The sequence below is a fragment of the Azospirillum lipoferum 4B genome (assembly GCF_000283655.1).
In the GTDB taxonomy this organism is placed as follows: Bacteria; Pseudomonadota; Alphaproteobacteria; order Azospirillales; family Azospirillaceae; genus Azospirillum; species Azospirillum lipoferum_C.
The window spans coordinates 293,356-312,500 of record NC_016622.1 but is presented as its reverse complement, the minus strand read 5'-3'; the positions used below and the strand labels follow the sequence as shown (position 1 = coordinate 312,500).

General features: G+C 70.1%; 20 protein-coding genes, 1 tRNA gene and 1 riboswitch (1 of these 22 running past the window's edge). Of the genes, 11 read left to right on the top strand and 10 right to left on the bottom strand.

What is annotated here, in order from left to right; genetic code table 11:
* Both AZOLI_RS01380 and AZOLI_RS01375 read right to left on the bottom strand, forming a co-directional pair.
* On the bottom strand, window positions 1-259 hold the 5' portion of the coding sequence (locus tag AZOLI_RS01380; protein WP_014246791.1) for a 2-hydroxychromene-2-carboxylate isomerase. It extends 356 nt beyond the left edge of the window; the window shows 259 of its 615 coding nt (coding positions 1-259); its start codon is at window positions 257-259; the stop codon falls past the left edge of the window.
* A gap of 108 nt (window positions 260-367) precedes the next feature.
* On the bottom strand, window positions 368-964 hold the full coding sequence (locus tag AZOLI_RS01375; RefSeq protein WP_343206308.1) for a response regulator transcription factor: 597 nt from the start codon (window positions 962-964) through the stop codon (window positions 368-370).
* A gap of 364 nt (window positions 965-1,328) precedes the next feature.
* Here AZOLI_RS01375 and AZOLI_RS01370 point away from each other — a divergent pair, with 364 nt between their 5' ends.
* From AZOLI_RS01370 to AZOLI_RS01360, 3 genes are all read left to right on the top strand, one after another.
* Entirely contained in the window at window positions 1,329-1,514 is a 186-nt protein-coding gene (locus AZOLI_RS01370; protein ID WP_014246788.1) for a hypothetical protein, read from the top strand.
* 16 nt (window positions 1,515-1,530) lie between these two features.
* Window positions 1,531-1,782, top strand: a complete 252-nt coding sequence (locus tag AZOLI_RS01365) for a hypothetical protein (RefSeq protein ID WP_014246787.1) — start codon at window positions 1,531-1,533, stop codon at window positions 1,780-1,782.
* A gap of 110 nt (window positions 1,783-1,892) precedes the next feature.
* A complete protein-coding gene (locus tag AZOLI_RS01360) occupies window positions 1,893-4,064 on the top strand; it encodes a DUF4139 domain-containing protein (protein WP_014246786.1) in 2,172 nt (723 codons plus the stop codon).
* 13 nt (window positions 4,065-4,077) lie between these two features.
* Here the strand turns inward: AZOLI_RS01360 and AZOLI_RS01355 are convergent, their stop codons facing one another.
* On the bottom strand, window positions 4,078-6,138 hold the full coding sequence (locus tag AZOLI_RS01355; protein WP_014246785.1) for a methyl-accepting chemotaxis protein: 2,061 nt from the start codon (window positions 6,136-6,138) through the stop codon (window positions 4,078-4,080).
* A gap of 225 nt (window positions 6,139-6,363) precedes the next feature.
* Window positions 6,364-6,463, top strand: a riboswitch (TPP riboswitch).
* Here AZOLI_RS01355 and thiO point away from each other — a divergent pair.
* From thiO to AZOLI_RS01330, 5 genes are all read left to right on the top strand, one after another.
* Window positions 6,455-7,636: a glycine oxidase ThiO gene (gene thiO / locus AZOLI_RS01350; protein WP_014246784.1), complete on the top strand. Its 1,182-nt coding sequence runs from the start codon at window positions 6,455-6,457 to the stop codon at window positions 7,634-7,636. (Overlaps the previous riboswitch by 9 nt.)
* Window positions 7,633-7,842: a sulfur carrier protein ThiS gene (thiS, locus tag AZOLI_RS01345; protein WP_014246783.1), complete on the top strand. Its 210-nt coding sequence runs from the start codon at window positions 7,633-7,635 to the stop codon at window positions 7,840-7,842. Before thiO ends, thiS begins: the two co-directional genes overlap by 4 nt.
* 190 nt (window positions 7,843-8,032) lie before the next feature.
* Window positions 8,033-8,839, top strand: coding sequence for a thiazole synthase (locus AZOLI_RS01340; protein WP_014246782.1), 807 nt, complete (start codon window positions 8,033-8,035; stop codon window positions 8,837-8,839).
* A 106-nt stretch (window positions 8,840-8,945) separates the two neighbouring features.
* Window positions 8,946-9,389: a PaaI family thioesterase gene (locus tag AZOLI_RS01335; RefSeq protein ID WP_014246781.1), complete on the top strand. Its 444-nt coding sequence runs from the start codon at window positions 8,946-8,948 to the stop codon at window positions 9,387-9,389.
* 29 nt (window positions 9,390-9,418) lie between these two features.
* Window positions 9,419-9,904, top strand: coding sequence for a hypothetical protein (locus AZOLI_RS01330; RefSeq protein WP_014246780.1), 486 nt, complete (start codon window positions 9,419-9,421; stop codon window positions 9,902-9,904).
* 34 nt (window positions 9,905-9,938) lie between these two features.
* On the opposite strand, the gene mgtE is transcribed toward AZOLI_RS01330, so the two are convergent.
* The gene (gene mgtE / locus AZOLI_RS01325; RefSeq protein WP_014246779.1) at window positions 9,939-11,375 is read right to left on the bottom strand and encodes a magnesium transporter; all 1,437 of its coding nucleotides are present in this window, start codon (window positions 11,373-11,375) and stop codon (window positions 9,939-9,941) included.
* Window positions 11,376-11,736: 361 nt separating this feature from the next.
* Between mgtE and AZOLI_RS01320 the strand changes: the two genes are divergently transcribed.
* Window positions 11,737-12,039 carry an STAS domain-containing protein gene (locus AZOLI_RS01320; RefSeq protein WP_014246778.1) on the top strand — a complete coding sequence of 101 codons (303 nt, stop codon included), beginning with the start codon at window positions 11,737-11,739 and terminating at the stop codon, window positions 12,037-12,039.
* 115 nt (window positions 12,040-12,154) lie between these two features.
* Here AZOLI_RS01320 and AZOLI_RS01315 read toward each other — a convergent pair.
* Window positions 12,155-12,239, bottom strand: a tRNA-Leu gene (locus AZOLI_RS01315).
* A gap of 237 nt (window positions 12,240-12,476) precedes the next feature.
* Between AZOLI_RS01315 and lipB the strand changes: the two genes are divergently transcribed.
* A complete protein-coding gene (gene lipB / locus AZOLI_RS01310) occupies window positions 12,477-13,136 on the top strand; it encodes a lipoyl(octanoyl) transferase LipB (RefSeq protein WP_197541529.1) in 660 nt (219 codons plus the stop codon).
* Here lipB and AZOLI_RS01305 read toward each other — a convergent pair.
* From AZOLI_RS01305 to AZOLI_RS01285, 5 genes are all read right to left on the bottom strand, one after another.
* On the bottom strand, window positions 13,133-13,645 hold the full coding sequence (locus AZOLI_RS01305; protein ID WP_014246776.1) for a hypothetical protein: 513 nt from the start codon (window positions 13,643-13,645) through the stop codon (window positions 13,133-13,135). The two genes, lipB and AZOLI_RS01305, sit on opposite strands and share 4 nt — an antisense overlap.
* Complete coding sequence (locus AZOLI_RS01300; RefSeq protein WP_014246775.1) at window positions 13,632-14,501, bottom strand: hypothetical protein; 870 nt, start codon at window positions 14,499-14,501, stop codon at window positions 13,632-13,634. Before AZOLI_RS01300 ends, AZOLI_RS01305 begins: the two co-directional genes overlap by 14 nt.
* Window positions 14,502-14,745: 244 nt before the next feature.
* Window positions 14,746-15,036, bottom strand: coding sequence for an acylphosphatase (locus AZOLI_RS01295; RefSeq protein ID WP_014246774.1), 291 nt, complete (start codon window positions 15,034-15,036; stop codon window positions 14,746-14,748).
* Window positions 15,033-16,781 carry a long-chain-fatty-acid--CoA ligase gene (locus AZOLI_RS01290; RefSeq protein WP_014246773.1) on the bottom strand — a complete coding sequence of 583 codons (1,749 nt, stop codon included), beginning with the start codon at window positions 16,779-16,781 and terminating at the stop codon, window positions 15,033-15,035. Before AZOLI_RS01290 ends, AZOLI_RS01295 begins: the two co-directional genes overlap by 4 nt.
* A gap of 174 nt (window positions 16,782-16,955) precedes the next feature.
* Entirely contained in the window at window positions 16,956-18,077 is a 1,122-nt protein-coding gene (locus AZOLI_RS01285; protein WP_014246771.1) for a serine hydrolase domain-containing protein, read from the bottom strand.
* 194 nt (window positions 18,078-18,271) lie between these two features.
* On the opposite strand from AZOLI_RS01285, the gene AZOLI_RS01280 reads away from it, so the two are divergent.
* Window positions 18,272-19,108: a PilZ domain-containing protein gene (locus AZOLI_RS01280; protein ID WP_014246770.1), complete on the top strand. Its 837-nt coding sequence runs from the start codon at window positions 18,272-18,274 to the stop codon at window positions 19,106-19,108.
* Window positions 19,109-19,145 lie beyond the last annotated feature (37 nt).

The window sequence follows — 19,145 nt, the reverse complement described above, 5'->3', positions numbered from 1 at the left end:
TGACCGGGGCCGAGTCGGGGAAGGTGAAGGGCGCCCCGGTCAGCCGGGCGATGCGGCCGACGTCATGGGTCAGATACTCGCCGCGCAACGGCTGCTGCAGGTTCGGCTTCATGCCCGTCACCTTGAAGATGGCGCCGAGCAGGACCGGGCGCCAGGTGACGGTGCGACCGTGTTTCGCCGCCAGCTCGTCGATGCGCAGGCTGGCGAAATAGCCGTAGGGCGAGGCGAAGTCGAAATAGAAATCGATGGGATCCGGCACGCGCGTTTCCTCTCCGCTGAGCGTTTTGGAAAGGCTAACGCCGGGAGGGAACAGCGTCCAGCGGTGCGTCCGGGGGTCGTCCGGATATGCGCCCCGGGGCAGGCCCGGTCAGACCGTGCGCACCTTGGCGTCGAAGACGTAGCCGGCGCCGCGTTCGGTCTTGATGATGCGGGGTTCCTTCGGGTTCGCCTCGATCTTGCGGCGCAGGCGCAGGATCAGCACGTCGATGGAGCGGTCGAACACCTCCGCCCCGTCGACGCGGGTGAGGTCGAGCAGCTGGTCGCGGGTCAGCACCCGTTGCGGCCGCTTCACGAAGGCGGCGAGCAGGCCGAACTCCGCCTTGGTCAGCTCCACCTCGCGCCCCTCCTGCCCGCGCAGGCGCTGGGCGGTGAGGTCGAGTTCCCAATTGGCGAACTGCACGACGGCGCGCAGTTCGTCCGGGTTGCGCGGCGGGCGCGCGTCGTTGGAGACGCGGCGCAGCACCGCCTTGATGCGGGCCAGCAGTTCGCGCGGGTTGAAAGGCTTGGTCAGGTAGTCGTCGGCGCCCAGTTCCAGCCCGACGATGCGGTCGACGTCCTGATCCTTGGAGGACAGGATGATGACGGGGATCTGAGATTCGGTACGGATCTGGCGGACGAGGCCCAGTCCGTCGCCATCGGGCAGGCGCAGGTCGCAGACCACGAGGTCGACAGGATCGCCGTCCAGCGCCTGCTTGGCCGAAGCGGTGTCGTGCGCCGTGGTGACCCGGTAGCCTTCCCCGCCAGATATGAGGCCAAAAGCTCCCGAATCGGCTCATCGTCGTCGACCGCGAGAATGTGCATGCCTGTTACCTCCCCAAACCTTCTTATCTCACGCGCGAGCGCCACGCAATGCGTTACAACCCCGTAACCGGTGCGGCCTCCTGCCCCTCCACGTGAGTTGGCTGAAATCCCGATCTGCACCGCCGACACAAAATCACCCCTTCACGGACATTAACCAGAAACACGCTGCGGTTTAAATGCCGACCATCGACAAGGGACGGCGGCCCGCCACAGGGTGCCGGACCGATGCCGCGATGGGGAGCACAGCCATGTCGAACATCGATCATTGCCTGGAGCGTCTGGCCCTGCTCGACCGCGCCGATCGTCTGCTGAACGAGGTGCGGGTCTATGGTCAGCACGGAACGATCCGCGAAACGCTGGCGCAGCACCGGCTGCTGCTGGGCGAGGCGAAGCGCCATCTCGATTCGGCGCGCTCGGTTGGCCGGTTCGGCTGACGGACTGCGAGAGACCATGCCCGGCCGCAACGCCCCGGCGCCGCTGGCGCCGTCCCAGCGCGCCCCGTCCCCGACCGCCAGGACGGCCCGGCGCCTGCCCGCCGACGGCAACCGCCGTCCGGCGCAGGAGCGTTGCGCCCACCATTCCGCGCATCATGCGGCCCATCATACCCCCTGCGCGCCGGCCGCCCTGCCCCGTCCGGCCGCCGCGGCTCCCGCGCCGCTTTGGACAACGATGATGGAACGCTGGCTGGCGGCCACGCCCTGACGGACCCCAGCGCCCGGCCCCCGGTCGCCCGACTGCCACGCTCTCCCTATTCCCGCCCGATTTCGCGCCTATGCCGGTGATCGGGAGCCACAGAAACGGAGAGACCCATCATGACCCGCGCCATCCTTCTCGCCTCCACCGCCCTGCTGATGGCGGCACCGGGCGCCCTGGCGGCGACCGGAACGGCCAATGGATCGGGGGGCAACGGACCGGGAGGCGGGCAGCTGGCGCTGACGCGGGTCCTGCTGTCCACCGGCGGCGTCGGTTACTTCGAATATGAGGCGACGGTGACCGGCGATGCCGACCTGTCGCTGGAGGTGCGGCGCGATCAGGTCGACGACGTGCTGAAAAGCATCGTGGTCTATGATGACAAGGGCGGCGTCGGCACCATCGGCCTGCCCGGGGCCGAGCCGCTGGACACCGCCTTCCGCGAACTGCCCTTCTCGCCCGGCGACCTGACCTCCCCCGCGGCGCTGCTGAGCGCCATGCAGGGGGCGGAGGTCACGGCCGGCGGATCGCGCCAGCTGACCGGCCGGCTGATGTCGGTGACCGAGGAGACGGTTCGGCTGCCCGGCAACGACGGCGCCACCGCCACGCGGCACCGGGTAACGCTGATGACCGCCGAGGGCCTGCGCCAGCTGGTGCTGGAGGAAGCCGACACGCTGCGCTTCACCGATCCGGCGGTGCAGGCCCAGATCGACAAGGCGCTGTCGGCGGTGGCGGACAATGCCCGGCGCGAGCGGCGGCGGCTGACCGTGCACAGCAACGCGCCCCGCGATCCCCAGGCGGCCAGCGAGCGCCGCGTCCGCGTCGGCTATGTTGCGGCGACCCCGCTGTGGAAGGCGACCTACCGGCTCAGCCTGGGCGCGGACGGCGCTGCCGCACAGGACGGGAAAGGCGCGCTGCAGGGCTGGGCGGTGCTGGAGAATCTCAGCGGCGAGGATTGGCGTGGCGTCGACCTGACGGTGGTGTCGGGCAACCCGGTCACCCTGCGCCAGGCGCTCTACACGCCTTATTTCGTCGAGCGGCCGGAAGTGCCGGTGGAAGTTCTCGGCCGGGTGCTGCCCAGCGCCGACGAGGGCACGGTGCCCCTTGACGAGGCCCGCGCGGCGATGCGCCCGCAGGCGGAATCGTCGCGGGCCGCCACCATGGCCGCCCCTCCCCCGCCGATGGCGGCCGCTCCGGCTCCGATGGCCGGGCCGCCGGGCCAATCGCTGGCCAAGACCGCGCCCTATGGTTCGGCCGCCGGGACGCCGGCTGTCGCCGCCGTGCGCAGTGCCGAGGCCGGCGCCGCCGAGGGCGCCCAGGTGCTGTTCCGCTATCCGCAGCCGGTCACCGTGCCGAACGGCGGGACCCTGATGATGCCGATTGCCGCGCGCGCCCTGCCGGTGGAACGGGTGGCGCTCTACCAGCCCGCCAGCGACGGCCGCCACCCGCTGGCTTCGCTGCGGCTGCGCAACGACGGCGACACCGCGCTGCCGCCGGGGCTGCTGACCTTCTACGACCGCAGTTCGAAATCGGATGGAAGCGGCGCCGCGGCCAGCGCCTATGTCGGGGACGCCCGCATGGCGACGCTGCCGGCGGGCGACAGCCGGCTGCTGTCCTTCGCCGTCGATCAGGCGGTGACCGTCGACCGCGAGGAGAAGCCGGGCCGCCGTCTGTCCCGCGCGACCATCGCCGACGGCGTGCTGACCCTGTCGGTGACCGACCGGCAGAGCACAACCTACACCGTCGCAGGCGCTCCCGACGCCGACCGCAGCCTGATCATCGAGCACCCGCGCGGCCCCGGCTGGGAGCTTGCCGAACCGGCAGGCGGCAAGCCCGACGCGACCGCCGCCGCCTATCGCCTGCCGCTGGCGGTGCCGGCCGGCAAGACGGTGACGCTGACCGCCACGCTGGAACGGCCGCGGCAGGAGCGGATCGTGCTGACCGACCTGACCGCCGACCAGATCGCCGCCCGCGCCGACGCGGCCGAACTGCCGCCGGAGGTGCGTCAGGCGCTGACCGCTCTGGCCGGCCTGCGCGCCGCCGTCGCCGAGAAGGAGCGCCGCATCGCCGCGCTGGAGAGCGACCGGGCCGAGCGCATCGCCGACCAGGACCGCCTGCGCGAGAACCTGAAGGCCCTGCCCGCCGGCAGCGACCTGCACAAGCGCACGCTGGCGAAGATGGCGGAGGCCGAAAACCGCCTCGACGCCCTGGCCCGCGAGCTGACGACTGCCCGCGGCGAAGCGGAGGCCGCCCGCCAGACCCTGCGCGAGCGGGTGAAGGCGTTGGCGATCTGAGGGCGCGCCTCCCTCACCCGGCGCGGTCGAGCTGCTTGAGGAAGCCGATGTAGCGGTTGATGTCCTCCATCCGCCGGGCATGGTCGTTCAGATCGGACAGGCGGCCTTCGATGGCCCTTTGCGCCCCCTCCACCTCGTCGATGACGGTGTGGATGTCGGTCTGGAGTTCCTGCGCGGCGGTGGCGGCCTCGTCCATGCGGACGCTGGTGTCGTCCAGCTGGCTGCCGACCGAGCGGACGGAGGTCACCACCTGATCGATGGCGCGGCGGGTGTCGCCCAGCGTCTGCTTTGTGTCGTTGGCGAGCTTGCGCACCTCCGACGCGACCACCGCGAAGCCGCGACCGGCGTCCCCTGCCCGCGCCGCCTCGATGGTGGCGTTCAACGCCAGCAGGTTGGTCTGGCTGGCGATGCCGTCGATCACCGACAGGACCTTCTCGATGCTCTTCACCACGGTGGACAGCTGGCTGAACTCGCGGACCAGCTCCTCCTTCCGTTCGGCATGGCCGTCGAACAGTCCGGCATGGCGGGTCAGCGTCGCCTCGATGGCGGACATGGAGCCGCCGATGCGCGCGGCGTAGCTGGCGGTTTCCTGGACGCCGCTGTTCAGAGTGACCAGGGCGTCGAGATAGCTGTGCATCCGCTCGATCACGCTGTTGCGGATGCGGCTGAGCAGTTCCAGCCGGTTGTAGCGGGTGGCGATGAAATAGCTCTGGAACCGGGCGTAATGAACCGGGAAGCGGTCGACCATGTCGTCGGAAAAGGCGGTGCCGGGCGGAACCTCGAAGAACATCAGGGCCGACAGGGTCTGGTTGATGTTGATGCCCAGCAACTCGCCGAAGGTGGAGAAACCGGCGGCGGCCAGCCCGTCGAAGGCATGGACCCGAGACAGCTGGTCGGAGTTGTTCAGTCGCCGCAGGATGCAGTCGTTCAGGATGGCGCCCACCGGCCGCGGCTTTCCGCGCAGATAGGCCGTCAGGTCGTCCTCCGTCTGGCGGACGAAGTCGGTGGCCTCCACCAGGCACAGCGAATCGCCGGGATTGACGTCGCAATAGAAGGCGACCTCCCCCTTCTCGAAATCGAAGCCGGAGATGGAGCGGACGAACAGCTCGCCCTCCATCTCGATGGCGAAGGTGTTCCTGGCGAGCTTGGCCGGAAGCTCCTGCGGCTTGCAGCGCAGCGCCTTGGCCAGCGCGTCGATGAAGCTCACCACCTCGAAGCTGTCGCGGTCGATCACGCTGCGCACGATGCGGCGCATCGGGTCGGCGTCCACCACGGCGAAGCGGGTCTGGGTCGGGCGGAAATTCTGCGATTTGAAGATGCCGTACCGGATGCCGGGCGCCATCTTCAGGAAGATGGTCAGGGCGGAATTCTCCAGCACGCGCTGGCCGTCGAACAGGCGGGTGTTGCGGAAGTCGAGCGTGCCGCCGGCCGAGCCGCCGATGAACAGGCAGGGGAAATGGCCGGAACGGTAGACCGCCTCCATGAACCAGCTTTCGCTGGCCGACAGCCCGTCGATGAAGGTCAGCGCCACCGTGTCGTGGCTGTCCACGGCGAAGGGAACGCGGATGCGGTCAAGCTCGCCGCGGATCGCCTCCACCCGTGCAGGGACGTCACGGGTCGGCCGGCCGCCGCGCAGATCCTCGCAATGGAGGGGGACGGTGTGGATGCTGACCCCGGCGAACAGGCGCGGGCTGAAGGATTGCAGGACCACGCTGTCCCAACGGTCGCCGGCCTTGCGGTAGAGCGGCTGTCCGTCCGCCGCGCACAATTCGCCCGCGGTGGAGACCAGCACCAGCTGCGTCGCCGCCGGCAGGGCGGAGCGCAGCGCGCGGGCGGTGGCGGCGAAATCGACATGCGGCGAGACGAAGCCGACCACCAGCGCCGGCGCTCCGGCGGCGAAGCCCAGCCCATCCAGCGCCGCGGCATCGATCCGTCCGGCAGGCAGGCACAGGCTGCGGATCGGCGCCTCCGCCGGCCCCTCCGCCGCCGCGACGGTTGCGCCGGCGGGCGGAGCGGCGCTTGTGAGCGTAGCGGGAACGGAAGGCGCGGATTCGGAGCGGAAGAAGGACAGCATGATGGGCAATTCCTCGGCGGTCTTGTTGTTTGTTTCCGCATGCCGGCCACGTCGATCGTTTCGTCGAAGCCCGGCCACCGGACATTTTTCGGATAGCTTAGCTTCGGATCGGTCACCGGCCTCATACGGGAGACTCCCTATCGGGCCGTGGCATCTGGTCGCACAACCTTATGGGGTGGGCGCCGATTCCGCTTGTAGGGCCAGCGAAACATTGGCATAAGGCAAGTCATAGGCCTGGGGTGCCGTGCGGTGGTCGCGCGGCTGAGAACACACCCATCGAACCTGTCTGGGTAATTCCAGCGAAGGGAGCCGCCGCATGATCCATGCGCCAGATCCGCATCCATTTTCGATTCCCGCATCCGGGATCCGTCCCTCCGTCGCCGTCATCGGTGCCGGCTGCATCGGCCTTGCCATCGCCTGGAGGCTGGCATCGGCCGGCTGCCGCGTCGATCTGTTCGAACGGGGGCAGGCGGGCCGAGGCGCCACCCATGCGGCCGGCGGCATGCTGGCCGCCTGCGTCGAAACCGAACCGGGGGAGGACGGGCTGCTGCCGCTGACCCGCGCCTCGCAGGCGCTGTGGCCCGACTTCGCCCGCGACCTGGAGGCGGCGAGCGGCATGGCGGTGGACCTGCGCACCGAAGGCACCATGGTCATCGCGCTCAACGCCGACGATGCCGCCAAGGTTCGCTTCCTGCACGGCTTCCAGCGCGACCTCGGCCTGCCGGTGGAGTGGCTGAGCGGGGCCGAGGTGCGGCGGCGCGAGCCCTTCCTGCAGCCGGGCGTGGCCGGTGCGCTGTTCTGTGCCGGCGACCATCAGGTCGACAACCGCAAGGTGGCAGCCGCCCTGCAGCGCGCCGCCCTGGCCGCCGGCGCCCGCCTGCACGAGCAGTGCGGCGAGGTGGCTCTGGCGGTGGAGGGCGGTCGCGCCGTCGGGGTGCGGGTTGCTGCAACTCTGCACCGGGCCGACCGGGTGGTTCTGGCCGCCGGGGCGTGGTCGGCCGGCGTGCCGGGGCTGCCGCCCGCCGCGAAGCCGCCGGTGCGGCCGGTCAAGGGGCAGATGGTCTGCCTGCGCATGGACGCCCGGCTGCCGCTGCTGCGCCATGTGGTGTGGACGCCCGGCACCTACCTGATTCCGCGGCTGGACGGCCGGCTGCTGATCGGCGCCACGACGGAGGAGCGCGGCTTCGACGACCGGCTGACCGCCGGCGGCCAGTTCGCCCTGCTGGAAGGCGCATGGCGCGCCCTGCCCGGCATCGCCGAACTGCCGATCGAGGAGGCCTGGGCCGGCTTCCGCCCCGGCAGCCGCGACGACGCGCCGATCCTGGGCGAGAGCGGCATTCCCGGCCTGATCCATGCCACCGGCCACCACCGCAACGGCATCCTGCTGACCCCGGTCACCGCCGACGGCATCGCCCGTCTGGTCCTGACCGGCGGGACCGACCCGCTGCTGCGCCCCTTCGCCGCCGACCGTTTCCTTGCCAAGGGAGCCGCCGCATGAGCGCCGTCCTGCACATCAACGGCCGCGAAGAACCGCTGTCCGCCGCATCGGTCGCCGAACTCCTGGCCGCGCGCGGCATCGCCGAAGGCACGCCCGGCGTCGCCGTCGCCCTGAACGGTGCCGTGGTTCCCCGCCGCCGCTGGCATGAGACCCCGCTCCAGCCCGGCGACAGCCTGGAAATCGTCCGCCCCATCCAGGGCGGCTGACCCTCTGATCCTCCCTCTCCCGCCCCGGGAGAGGGAAGGGGCCCATGGCATCGCCATGGGAAGGGTGAGGGGGGATCCAAGGAGCCATGCGGTTCGGGATTCTTGCCTCACCCCTCACCCTCCCCACGCCTTCGGCGCGGGTCCCCTCCCTCTCCCGGGACGGGAGAGGGCCTTCAAGAAAGGCTCCCCCATGTCCCAAACCACCTCCGACACCCTCACCATCGCCGGACGCGGCTTCGGCTCGCGGCTGTTCCTCGGCACCGCCGGCTATCCGAACCAGCAGGTGATGCTCGACGCGCTGGAGGCGAGCGGCAGCGAGCTGGTCACGCTGGCGATCCGGCGCATCAGCCTGGACGGCTATTCCGAAAGCCTCGTCGACGTGCTGGCCCGCGCCACCGCCAACCGCCCCACCGGCCCGGTCGGGCTGCTGCCCAACACCGCCGGCTGCATGACCGCCAAGGAAGCGGTGCTGACCGCCCAGCTGTCGCGCGAGGCGCTGGACACCCCCTGGATCAAGCTGGAGGTCATCGGCGACCGCGAGCTGCTCTATCCCGATGTGGAGGAGCTGCTGCGCGCGACGGAGGAGCTGGTGAACGACGGCTTCGTCGTGCTGCCCTATTGCAACGACGATCCCGTCACCTGCCGCAAGCTGGCCGACCTGGGTGCGGCGGCGGTGATGCCTCTGGGCGCCTTCATCGGGTCGGGCCTGGGCATCCGCAACCCGCACGCCATCGAGACGATCTGCGCCCGCAGCCCGGTGCCGGTGGTGCTGGACGCCGGCATCGGCACCGCGTCGGACGCGGCGCTGGCGATGGAGCTGGGCTGTGCCGCGGTTCTGCTGAACACCGCGGTGTCGAAGGCGCGCGATCCGGTGCGGATGGCGGCGGCGATGCGCGACGCGGTCCGCGCCGGGCGCGGCGCCCATCTGGCCGGCCGCATGCCGATGCGCGCCTACGCCGAACCCTCCAGCCCGCAGATGGGGCTGATCGGCAGCTGACGGCGAAGGGGGTGCCTCTTGCGGTTGTCCAATCGGCCGCTTGATCCGGCGCGGCGGCTGACGCAGGCTGTCGCGAGAGCGCCCCTCAAGCCGGAGACCTCCGACCGTGCCCGCCACCTTCGAACCCCGTACCCCCGACTGGAAGGCGCGCTGCCTCGCCTCCTTCGAACAGCAGCCGATCTGCAGGACGCTCGGCATCGAGATGGCGGCGATGGAGCCCGGCTTCTGCGAGATGCGGCTGCCCTTCCGCGCCGACCTGACGCAGCAGCACGGCTTCTTCCATGCCGGCATGGTCAGCACGCTGGCCGACAATGCCGGCGGCTATGCCGCGCTGAGCCTGATGCCCGCCGGGGCGGAGGTGCTGGCGGTGGAGTTCAAGATCAACCTGATGTCGCCGGCCAAGGGCGACGTCATGATCGCCCGCGCCCGCGTGGTGAAGCCGGGCCGCACCCTGGTCATCACCCAGGTCGAGGTGTCGATGCTGGACGGCGGGGTGGAGAAGGACTGCGCGCTGATGCAACAGACCACCTTCTGCGTGATGCCGAAATGACGGTCCAACCGGTACGAAAGGGGTTTCCCATGCTGTCCGCAAGCCTGCCGTCCGCACGCACGGCCGCCCTCAAGGCCGCCCTTCTGCTGGCCGGCGGCCTCGCCGCTTTCGCCGCGGTCTCCACCGCGGCGGAGGCAAAGGATCCGCCCTCCTGCGCCGCCATCTCCTTCCGTCCGCTGCCGGGCGGCACCCCGGACGGCGAGCAGGAAACCGGCCTCTACAAGTCGCGCTTCGGCAGGATCGAGGTGAAGGCCGACGTCAAGGGCGGTCTTGCCACCAACTATTACATGGTGCTGAACGGCAAGAAGGTGGACGGCCCGGCCACCCCGCCGAAGATGTCGGACGCCTGCCTGAAGTCCAAGCACGTCAAGCTGCCCTTCGCCAAGCAGACCCAGGGCGCCTGCACCGGCAGCCGGTTCCGTGTGGTCGTCGACCGGTCCGGCGCCAAGCCGGTCGCCGCCTTCTTCGGGCTGCAGGGCGAGGATTGGGCCTACTGCAGCGCCACCACCCTGTAAGGCGCTCCGCTTCCTGGCTTTTCCTGTGGCTGCCCTACAGCAGGAACGCCGACGCCAGCCCCAGGAAAGCCAGGAAGCCGATCACGTCGGTGACGGTCGTCAGGAACACCGCACTGGACACCGCGGGATCGACGCCCAGTTTCTCCAGCCCCAGCGGGATCAGCGCGCCGCTCAGCCCCGCCACCACCAGATTGATGATCATGGCGAGCGCGATGACGATGCCGATCATCGGGCCGTACCAGAGCAGCGCGATCACCCCGACCATCACGGCGAAGATGCCGCCGTTGATCAGCCCGACCAGCAGTTCCTTGCCCACCACCCGCATGGCGTTGGCCGACGACAGCTCGTGCGTCGCCAGCGCGCGGACGACGACGGTCAGCGTCTGCGTCCCGGCATTGCCGCCCATCGAGGCGACGATGGGCATCAGCACCGCCAGCGCCACGATCTGCTCGATGGTGGCCTCGAACAGCGAGATGACGCCCGACGCCAGGAAGGCGGTGGCGAGGTTGACGGTCAGCCAGCCGACCCGGCCGCGGGCGATGTCGGCGATGCCGCTGAACACGCCGGTGTCGCCCGACCCGCTCAGCTTGCGCAGGTCGTCCTCCGCCTCCTCGTCGATGATGCGGACGACGTCGTCGACGGTGATGACGCCGATCAGCCGGCCGGCGGGATCGACCACGGGGGCGGAGACCAGGGCATATTGGCGGAACAGGTTGGCGACCTCCGCCCGCTCCATGGTGGCGGGGATGACGTCGACCTCGCCGGTGACCAGATCGGCGATGCGCACGGCCCGGCGCTGGCGCAGCAGGCGCGACAGCGGCACCGCGCCCACCACCCGGTGCATCGGGTCGACGATGAAGATGTCGTAGAAATCCTCCGGCAGCGTGTCGGTGGCCGCCCGCACGAAGTCGATGGTCTTGCCCACCGTCCAGAATTCCGGCACCGCGACCAGCTCGCGCTGCATCATGCGGCCGGCACTGTCCTCGTCGTAGGTCAGGTTCTCCTGCACCAGGGCGCGTTCGGCGTCGGGCAGCTTCGCCAGGATCTGCGCCCGCGTCTCCGCGTCCAGATCCTCGATCAGCTCGACGGCATCGTCGGTGTCGAGGTCGGCGACGGCGGCGGCCAGCTCCTGCGGCTCGAACCGTTCGATCAGCGCTTCGCGCAGGTCCGGATTCAGGTAGGACAGCACCTCGCCGTCCAGCTCCGCCGGCAGCAGGTCGATCAGGTCGGCGCGCTCGGCCGGGTCGGCCTGTTCGATCAGGTCGGCGATGTCGGCGGCGTGCAGCTCCTCCAGCCGCGCCAGAACGGCATCGCGTTCGCGGGCGCGCAGCAGGGCGACGATCTCTTCCACGAACTCCGGCTCGACGCCGTAGGGGCGTTCGTCCTCCGCCTCATGGCCCATGGGACGATGTCCATGGGCATGGGCAGCGCTGTCCGGCCGCAGGTCCGGCGTGTGGGGATCGGTGTGCATGCCGGCACCCTCCCTTCGACGATGGCAACGCCCGAATGCCGGCATGGTGACCGACGGCACGGCAACGGCAACGGCAACGCGGCTCCGCGACTTCGGACGGCAGGCCGGCGGCGTTCGGGCTTTGCGGGTTGTGGAAGGCCTCCGCGCGGTACCATGGTCCCGGCGCAGAGGACGGGATCGGCACCGGCAGGGGCGCCCCCGACATAGAGGCGCCGTCCCCGTTTGTCCAGCCCGGTCGGGTATGGAATGGGTCTTTCCGGTGCTTTTCCCGCCATACCCTTGGCGCCCCCTTGCACCGCCGCAACCCTTCGTGTTCCCATCACCAAGTGCCGCATCACGGGGAGAGGGGCCGGACGCGCTTATGGAGTATGCCTTCACCACCGTCGGCGACCGCGACGGCATTCTGCTGTCGGGCCGCTGTACCTACGAGGACGGCAACCGCTTCCACGACATGCTGCGCGATTGGGATTTTGCCGCCAACCCGGTGGTGCCGATCGACCTGCGCTTCGTCACCTTCATCGACTCCGCAGCCATCGGCATGATGTTCATCCTGGCGAACCGCTGCCGCGAGGCCGGCGGTCACATCGTCGCCAGCGGCGCCCCTCCCCACATCGTCCGCGCCCTGCGCCGGGCCACGCTCGACCGCTATATCGAGTTCCGGTGACGCCCGGCACGCCGGCGGCATGAGGCCGGAACACGAAAAAGCCCGCTCGGTCTTGCGACCTGCGGGCTTTTCGTCAGTCCCGTATCCCCGGGATGGTCCCATCTGCATGGGAGAGTGGTGCGGTCGAGAAGACTCGAACTTCCACGGGTTGCCCCACAGCGACCTCAACGCTGCGCGTCTACCAATTCCGCCACGACCGCATCAGGCTGGTAGTTCCCGACGTCCGCTTGCGCGCCTCATCGGGTGGAGCGGGTAGATATCAGCTTCCCGACGGTCGATCAAGCGCTACAATCATCGTTCGCGAAGAAAAATTCGGAACGGCCCTCCGGCCGCTCCGCCGACACTGCAGCCGACACCGTCAGAGACCCCATCGAATGACATCCCCGACCAGCCTGACCGCCAGTCACCCCCAGCCCGGAACCACCGCCCCGCAGCCGATGGAGTGGCGCATCTCCGACGAGCCGGTGCCCTACCCCGACGCCATCGCCGAGATGGAGGCCCGCGTCGAGGCGATCCGCGCCGGCACCGCGCCGGAGATGGTCTGGCTGCTCGAACATCCGCCGCTCTACACCGCCGGCACCAGCGCGCGGGACGAGGACCTGCTGGAGGCCGACCGCTTCCCCGTCTACCGCAGCGGCCGCGGCGGCCAGTACACCTACCATGGGCCGGGACAGCGCGTGGCCTATGTCATGCTGGACCTGAAGGCGCGCGGCGCCGACATCCGCGGTTTCGTCCGCGACCTGGAGGAGTGGATCATCCGCACGCTCGCCTCCTTCAACATCAAGGGCGAACGGCGGGAGGGCCGCGTCGGCATCTGGGTCGACAAGCAGCCCTATGGCGGGCTGAAGGGCCAGGAGGACAAGATCGCCGCCATCGGCGTGCGGGTGCGCCGCTGGGTCAGCTTCCACGGCATCGCCCTGAACGTGGAGCCGGACCTGTCCCATTTCGGCGGCATCGTCCCCTGCGGCATCGCCGAGCATGGCGTCACCTCCATCGTCGCGCTGGGCCAGCTGGTGACGATGGAGGATGTCGATTCCGCCCTGATCGCGGCGTGGCCGGAGGTGTTCGGCGGCGCGATGCGGGGTGAGGACGCCTAATATTTCTGGAACCCGCCGGCGGCCGGCGTTCCGGCCCGATCGCCGGCGGGGTTCACGCGCGGGTCCTTGTTGTCCATCGACTGCACGGTGCAGGCGGTCGAATCGCCGTTGCGGAACAGGTAGATCTTCTTGCGGTCGGCCTTCCGGTCGGGATCGTTCAGGTTCAGCCCATGGCCGAAGGCGACGCCCAGCACCTCGCCATTGAAATAGGCGCGGAAGCGTAGCGGCGTGATCTCGGTGAAGCGCAGGGCGGCGCAGTCCCGGCTCAGCTCCTTCTCGAACTTGCCGGCCTTGCGCCAATCCTCCTTGGAGCGGATCGTCATCCATTGCGGCGGCAGCGGGAACTGCACGATGGGCGGCGCGATGGGCAGGTCGGAGCCCGGCTGCGGCGGCGGCAGATGGCCGGGCTCGGTCCGCTCAAGCGCACCGGCCAGCGCCGGGGGAACACCCGCAAGCAGCAGCCCGCACAACAAGCCGGCGACCGGAAGGCGCGCCTCAAATCCGGACATCGAACCCACGCTCCTCGATCTCGCCGACCGGCTTTTCCTTCGCCGGCATCGGTTTGGCAGATGCTGCGGTCGCCACCTCTCCCAGCAGCCCGGAGAGCGACAGGGACAGCTCCAGCGCCCCGCCATCCTCCTCCGGCGCGCCCAGCGGCGACAGGGTCAGCGTGCCTTCCAGCCCCTGCGGCGGCTTCATCATCGCTTGGGACAAAACCTCCACGACGCGGCCCAGATCGTCGATGGCGACCCGGTCGGTCGCAACCGTCAGCCCCTTGCCCGGCCGGATGGCGGAGCGAAGGACGCCGAGCACGCCCGCCAGCCCCTCCGCCTTGTCTTCCGCCGGGACGCGGGCCAGCATCAGCGCGGCGGCGTCCAGCCTCACATCCACCCGTCCATCGACCAGGACAAGGCCGATCCCGCTCAACTCGACCGCCACATCCTGCCGGCTGGCCTCCGCCAGCGGGCGCAGTTCGCCTGCCCGTCCATCCAGCGCCGCGAGTGCCGCCCGGCGCTCCGCGTCGCCGAACCGGGCGAGCAGCGCCGTCTCCACGCCATCGGTGCCATCCATGCCGAAGGCGGCCAGCAGCCGGCCCAGGTCGCGGGCCAGCGCCCGGATCGCCGGTTCCAACCGGTCGGCCAGACCGTCGGCCGGCGGTTCGGACGGCCGCGCCGGCGCATCCTCCGCCGCCTGCGGCCCCAGGCTGAGGCGGACGGCGGCGTCACGACTCGGTACGGCCGCAGCTTTCGGTGCCGGTGCAGCCATGGCCGCGCGCACGGTCTTGCCCTTCGCCTCCGCCGCCTTGGCGAAGACGCCGGTGAGCATGGCCTTCACCCCGGCCACATCCGGTTTCCTGGCGGTCATCCCGGCTGTCATCCTCCCAACCCTGACCCCAGCCAGCATGCCGCCGTCATGGTTAGCGGAACGCTAATGCGGACGTGTAGCCCTTCTCCCCTTGCGGGGCGGGATCGGTCAAACGCCAACGGCGTTTTGCCGACCCGCGGGTTGGGATGAGGGGTGCGGCGGCCGCAGGCCGTTGGTGTTATTGGATTTGCAGCCCCTCACCCCAACCCCTCTCCCGCAAGGGGAGAGGGGCTTCTACCGCGGTTCACACCGTCGGCCGCTGTTCGAAGCCGGCCATGCCCGGATCCTGTTCCGGTTCGGACACCACGTCGCGGACGACGGCAGAGGGCGGGCCGCGGCGGCAGGCCTCCAGCATGCGGTCGACGGCATCGGCGGGGCCGGCGAACAGCGCCTCCACCGTGCCGTCGCTGCGGTTGCGGACCCAGCCGGTCAGGCCCAGTCGGCCCGCGGCATCGACGGTCCAGCCGCGATACCACACGCCCTGCACCTTGCCCTGGACACGGACGCGGACCGCCTTGCGCTCGGCGCCGCTCATGCGGACCCGCCAGTCGCCGCGGCGGCGTCGCGCTTGCTCTGTTCCTCGTCCAGCAGGGCCTTGCGGGACAGTTTTCCGATCATGGTCTTGGGCAGCTCCCGGCGGAATTCCACGACTTTCGGCATCTCGATGGGCGACAGCTTGTCCTTCAGGAAGGCGTGCAGCTCCTCGGCGGTCAGGCTCTGCCCCTCGTCCAGCCGGACATAGGCCTTCACCGTCTGGCCGCGATACTCGTCGGGCACGCCGGCCACCACGCATTCGGCGACGGCGGGGTGCAGGTAGATCGCCTCCTCGACATTGCGGGGATAGACGTTGAAGCCGCTGCACAGGATCATGTCCTTGATGCGGTCGACGATGGTGGTGTAGCCGTCCTCGTCCATCACCCCGACATCGCCGGTGTGCAGCCGGCCGTCGACCAGCGTCTGCGCGGTTTCGTCCGGGCGGCGCCAATAGCCCTTCATCACCTGCGGCCCGCGGATGCAGACCTCGCCCTTCTCGCCGGGCGGCAGCACGCGGCGCGGCTCCTCCAGGCTGACGATCTCCACGATGGTGCCGGGCAGCGGCAGGCCGATGGAGCCCTTCTTGTCACTGTGCAGCACCGCCGGGTTCACCGTGGCGACGGGCGAGCTTTCCGACAGGCCGTAACCCTCGACCAGCGTGCAGCCGGTGGTGCGCTCGAACGCCTCCTTCACCTCCAGCGGCAGCGGCGCGCCGCCCGACATGCAGAAGCGGATGGAGGACAGGTCGAAGTCCTTCAGGTGCTTGTGGTGGTTGATCGCCGTGTAGATGGTGGGGACGGCGGGGAACAGGGTGATCCGCTCCTTCTGCAGGGTGCGCATCACCTGCTCCAGCTCGAAGCGCGGCAGCAGGACGATCTCCGCCCCCAGATGCAGGCCGAAATTCATCACCGCGGTCATGGCGAAGACATGGAACAGCGGCAGCACGCCCAGCATGCGCTCCTGCCCGTCGTCGGCGCCCTCACCGGGCTTGCGCTCCTTCGCCGCGTACCAGGTCGCGCACTGGATGGTGTTGGCGTAGAGGTTGGCGTGGGTCAGCATCGCGCCCTTCGGCACGCCGGTGGTGCCGCCGGTGTATTGCAGGACCGCGACGTCCTCGCGCGCGTCGATGGCGACCGGCGCCGGCCGGCCGTCGTTGGCGATCAGCTGGGCGAAGGGGATGTGGCGGTCGTCGCGCGGGATCGCCGCGATCTCCGCCTTCTTGGCGATGGGGAACAGCCAGTTCTTCGGGAAGGGCAGGATCTCGGCCATGCGGCAGATCACCAGCCGCTTCAGCCCGGTCTCGGCCAGCATCCGCGCCATCTTACCGTACAGCAGCTTCAGGTCCAGCGTGACCATCAGGTCGATGTCGCTGTCGCCGATCTGGTGGACCAGTTCGCGTTCGGCATAGAGCGGGTTGAAGTTCACCACCGTGCCGCCGGCCTTCAGGATGCCGAAAAAGGCGATGACGTAATAGGGGGTGTTGGGCAGGAACAGCCCGACCCGCGTGCCCTTCCCCACCCCGATGGCCTGGAAGCCGCGAGCGGCACGGTCGACCAGCTGCCCCAGCTCGCGGTAACTGGTGCGCTTGCCCAGAAAGTTCAGGCAGGGCTTGGCGCCATGGCGGGCGACGGCGCCGTCCAGCAGCTCCGTCAGTGGCCGGGCCGGGATCGGCATCGCCCAGTCCACCGTCGGCGGGTAGGAGGCCAGCCATGGATGGTCGGGCAGAGTTCGGGCAGCTTCTCCCATGCGCGTGTCCTCCCCAATTTTCGTTTCCGGATACCGGTTTCCCCCGGCACCGCCACACCCCGAAGTCTATGCGCCGGAGTGGAGGATTGTCCCCTGGAGAGGAGATGGTTACGCGCAAAGTCCGAACAAGCGGGGGCACCGGCGGGAGATGAACAGAAGGGTGCGGACGCCCGCCTAACGCCCGGTTCGCAGGCGGTGCAGCACCTCCACCGCCATCCATTCGGCGAGGTTGCCGTCCTCGCCGTCCAGGAAGACGGCAACGGAAACCGGGACCGGCCCCGGCATGTGGTAGGCGACGGGCGTCACCCCCGGACCGCCGCCGGTATGGCCCCAATAGGGTCCGGCCGCCGGATCCAGCTCCATCATCAGGCCCAGGCCATAGGACGGCTCCACCCAGGGCCGGCCGGCCATCGGCCCGCCGACCGGCAGGGCATCGCGCATCCGCCGCAGCAGCGCATCCGGCAGATAGTCCTCGCTCAGGCCATGGACGAGGCGGCAGGCATCGGACACCGTCATCGCCACCACCCCATGCGACACCCAGCCGGGATGATAGGCCTCCGCCACCGGCCGGCCGCCGAAGGCCGGGCCCGGCCCGAAGAACAGCCCATCCAGGTCGGAGCGGTCGCGCAGCAGCGCGGCGCTGGACAGGCCGAGCGGGGCGAAGACCTCGCGCGCAAGCATCTCCGCCAGCGGGGCACCGCCGGCCCGCTCCAGCAGCCGGCCGACCAGCAGGTAGCCGATGTTGGAATAGGCGAAGCTGCCGACCGGCGGTCCATTCTCACTGTTGGCCAGACCGCAGCGGGCCAGGAACTCGTCGCCGCTCCACGGCTCGCCGCCGGCGGCGACGGCGGCTTGATAGTCGGCCCGCCCGCCATAATCGGGCAGTCCGGCCCGGTGCATCAGAATCTGGGCGACGGTGACCGCCCCCGGCCGGCCGGCCAGTTCCGGCAGCCAGCGCTCCGCCGGCCCGTCCAGCTCGACGGTGCCGCGCGCGGCCAGCCGCAACACGGCGGCGGCCAGGATGGTCTTGGTCAGGCTGTAGACCAGGGCGCGCCGCTCCGCCGGATCGCCTGTTCCCGTCTCGCCGCCGCCCTTCCCGCCGCGCAGCGCGCGCCGCCGCAGCACCAGGGTGCGCAGCGGTTCCGCATCGGTGCCGCGCCCGCGGAGGATGGCGACCAGCGCGGTGCCGGCGGGGGCCGGGCTCGTGCTCTCCTCCTCCAGCAGGCCGGCCAGGGCGGTCCTCAGCAGCCCCAGGTCCAGTTCGGCCTTCGCCGCGTTGCCGTCGTCCTTGCCCATCGCCTGCCCGCTCCCGTCCGCTTGTCGTGCTTGTCACCACCGATAAGAAGGGTCTCCCGCGGCAGAAAGAAATCCGGTCCATTCCCACTGGGGCGCCCAGCAGGTTGGCCGTTAACCACAAACTGCCGGCTGTCGCCCGCCGGTCACCTGCTGTATTCTTGTACGAAAGCCCCTGGGGAGGGGAGGGCCGGGCCATGCCCGTGATGGACGCCGAACAGCGCCGTAAACTGGAAGACCAGCTTCTTCGCAAGGCGGAGGAGTCGATCCGAAGCCTGCGCCGGGAGGCGGAAACCGGCGACCCCGCCCGTGTCGACACGCTCGCCGAAGGGCTGGCCGGGCTGCTGAAGACCCGCGAATTCCCCAGCCTGCGCGCCGCCGAGTTCCGCGAACTGGCCCGCGCCATCCAGCGCGGCGCCTATCAGCGCAGCGTCGATTCACTGCTGGTCCAGGCCGAACGCTGCGGCCATCGCGGCGACGAGAAGGGGCGCAACGCCCTGCTGACCCGGGCCAAGGACCAGTTCGCCAAGGCCCTGCGCTTCGGCGCCGACGACGAGTTCCGCCACGGCGTCGAACGGCGCGTGCAGGCGACGCTGATGACCAGCAAGGACGGGGTGGACGACCGCACCAAGCAGGCGGCCAAGCGCAAGCTGGACCAGCACGACGTCGGCGCCAAGCCGCCGAACGGCGTCGAGCGCCGCCGCGCCATCCGCTACGCGGATCCGGTCCTGGTGGTGGAGGCCGAGGGCCGGCGCTGCCGGACGATCAACTGGTCGACGCGTGGCCTGCTGGTCGATCTGCCGCCGGAGGAATTCAGCCACGCCGTCGGCGGCAAGCTGCGGCTGGAACTGCACTGCCCGGACATACCGGAGGTGGCCGGCCACCCGGTCGGCGGCCGGCAGATCGCCCATGTGGTGCGGCTGGATCCCGACCGCCGGGCGGTGGCGCTGTCCTTCCCGGACATCAGCACCGTCGTGCTGGACCTGACGCACGCGATGAAGGAGGCGGGCATCAAACCGGAACCGGAACGGTGAGAGGCCATGGGCATTCAGAGGCCCTTATCGGCCGTCA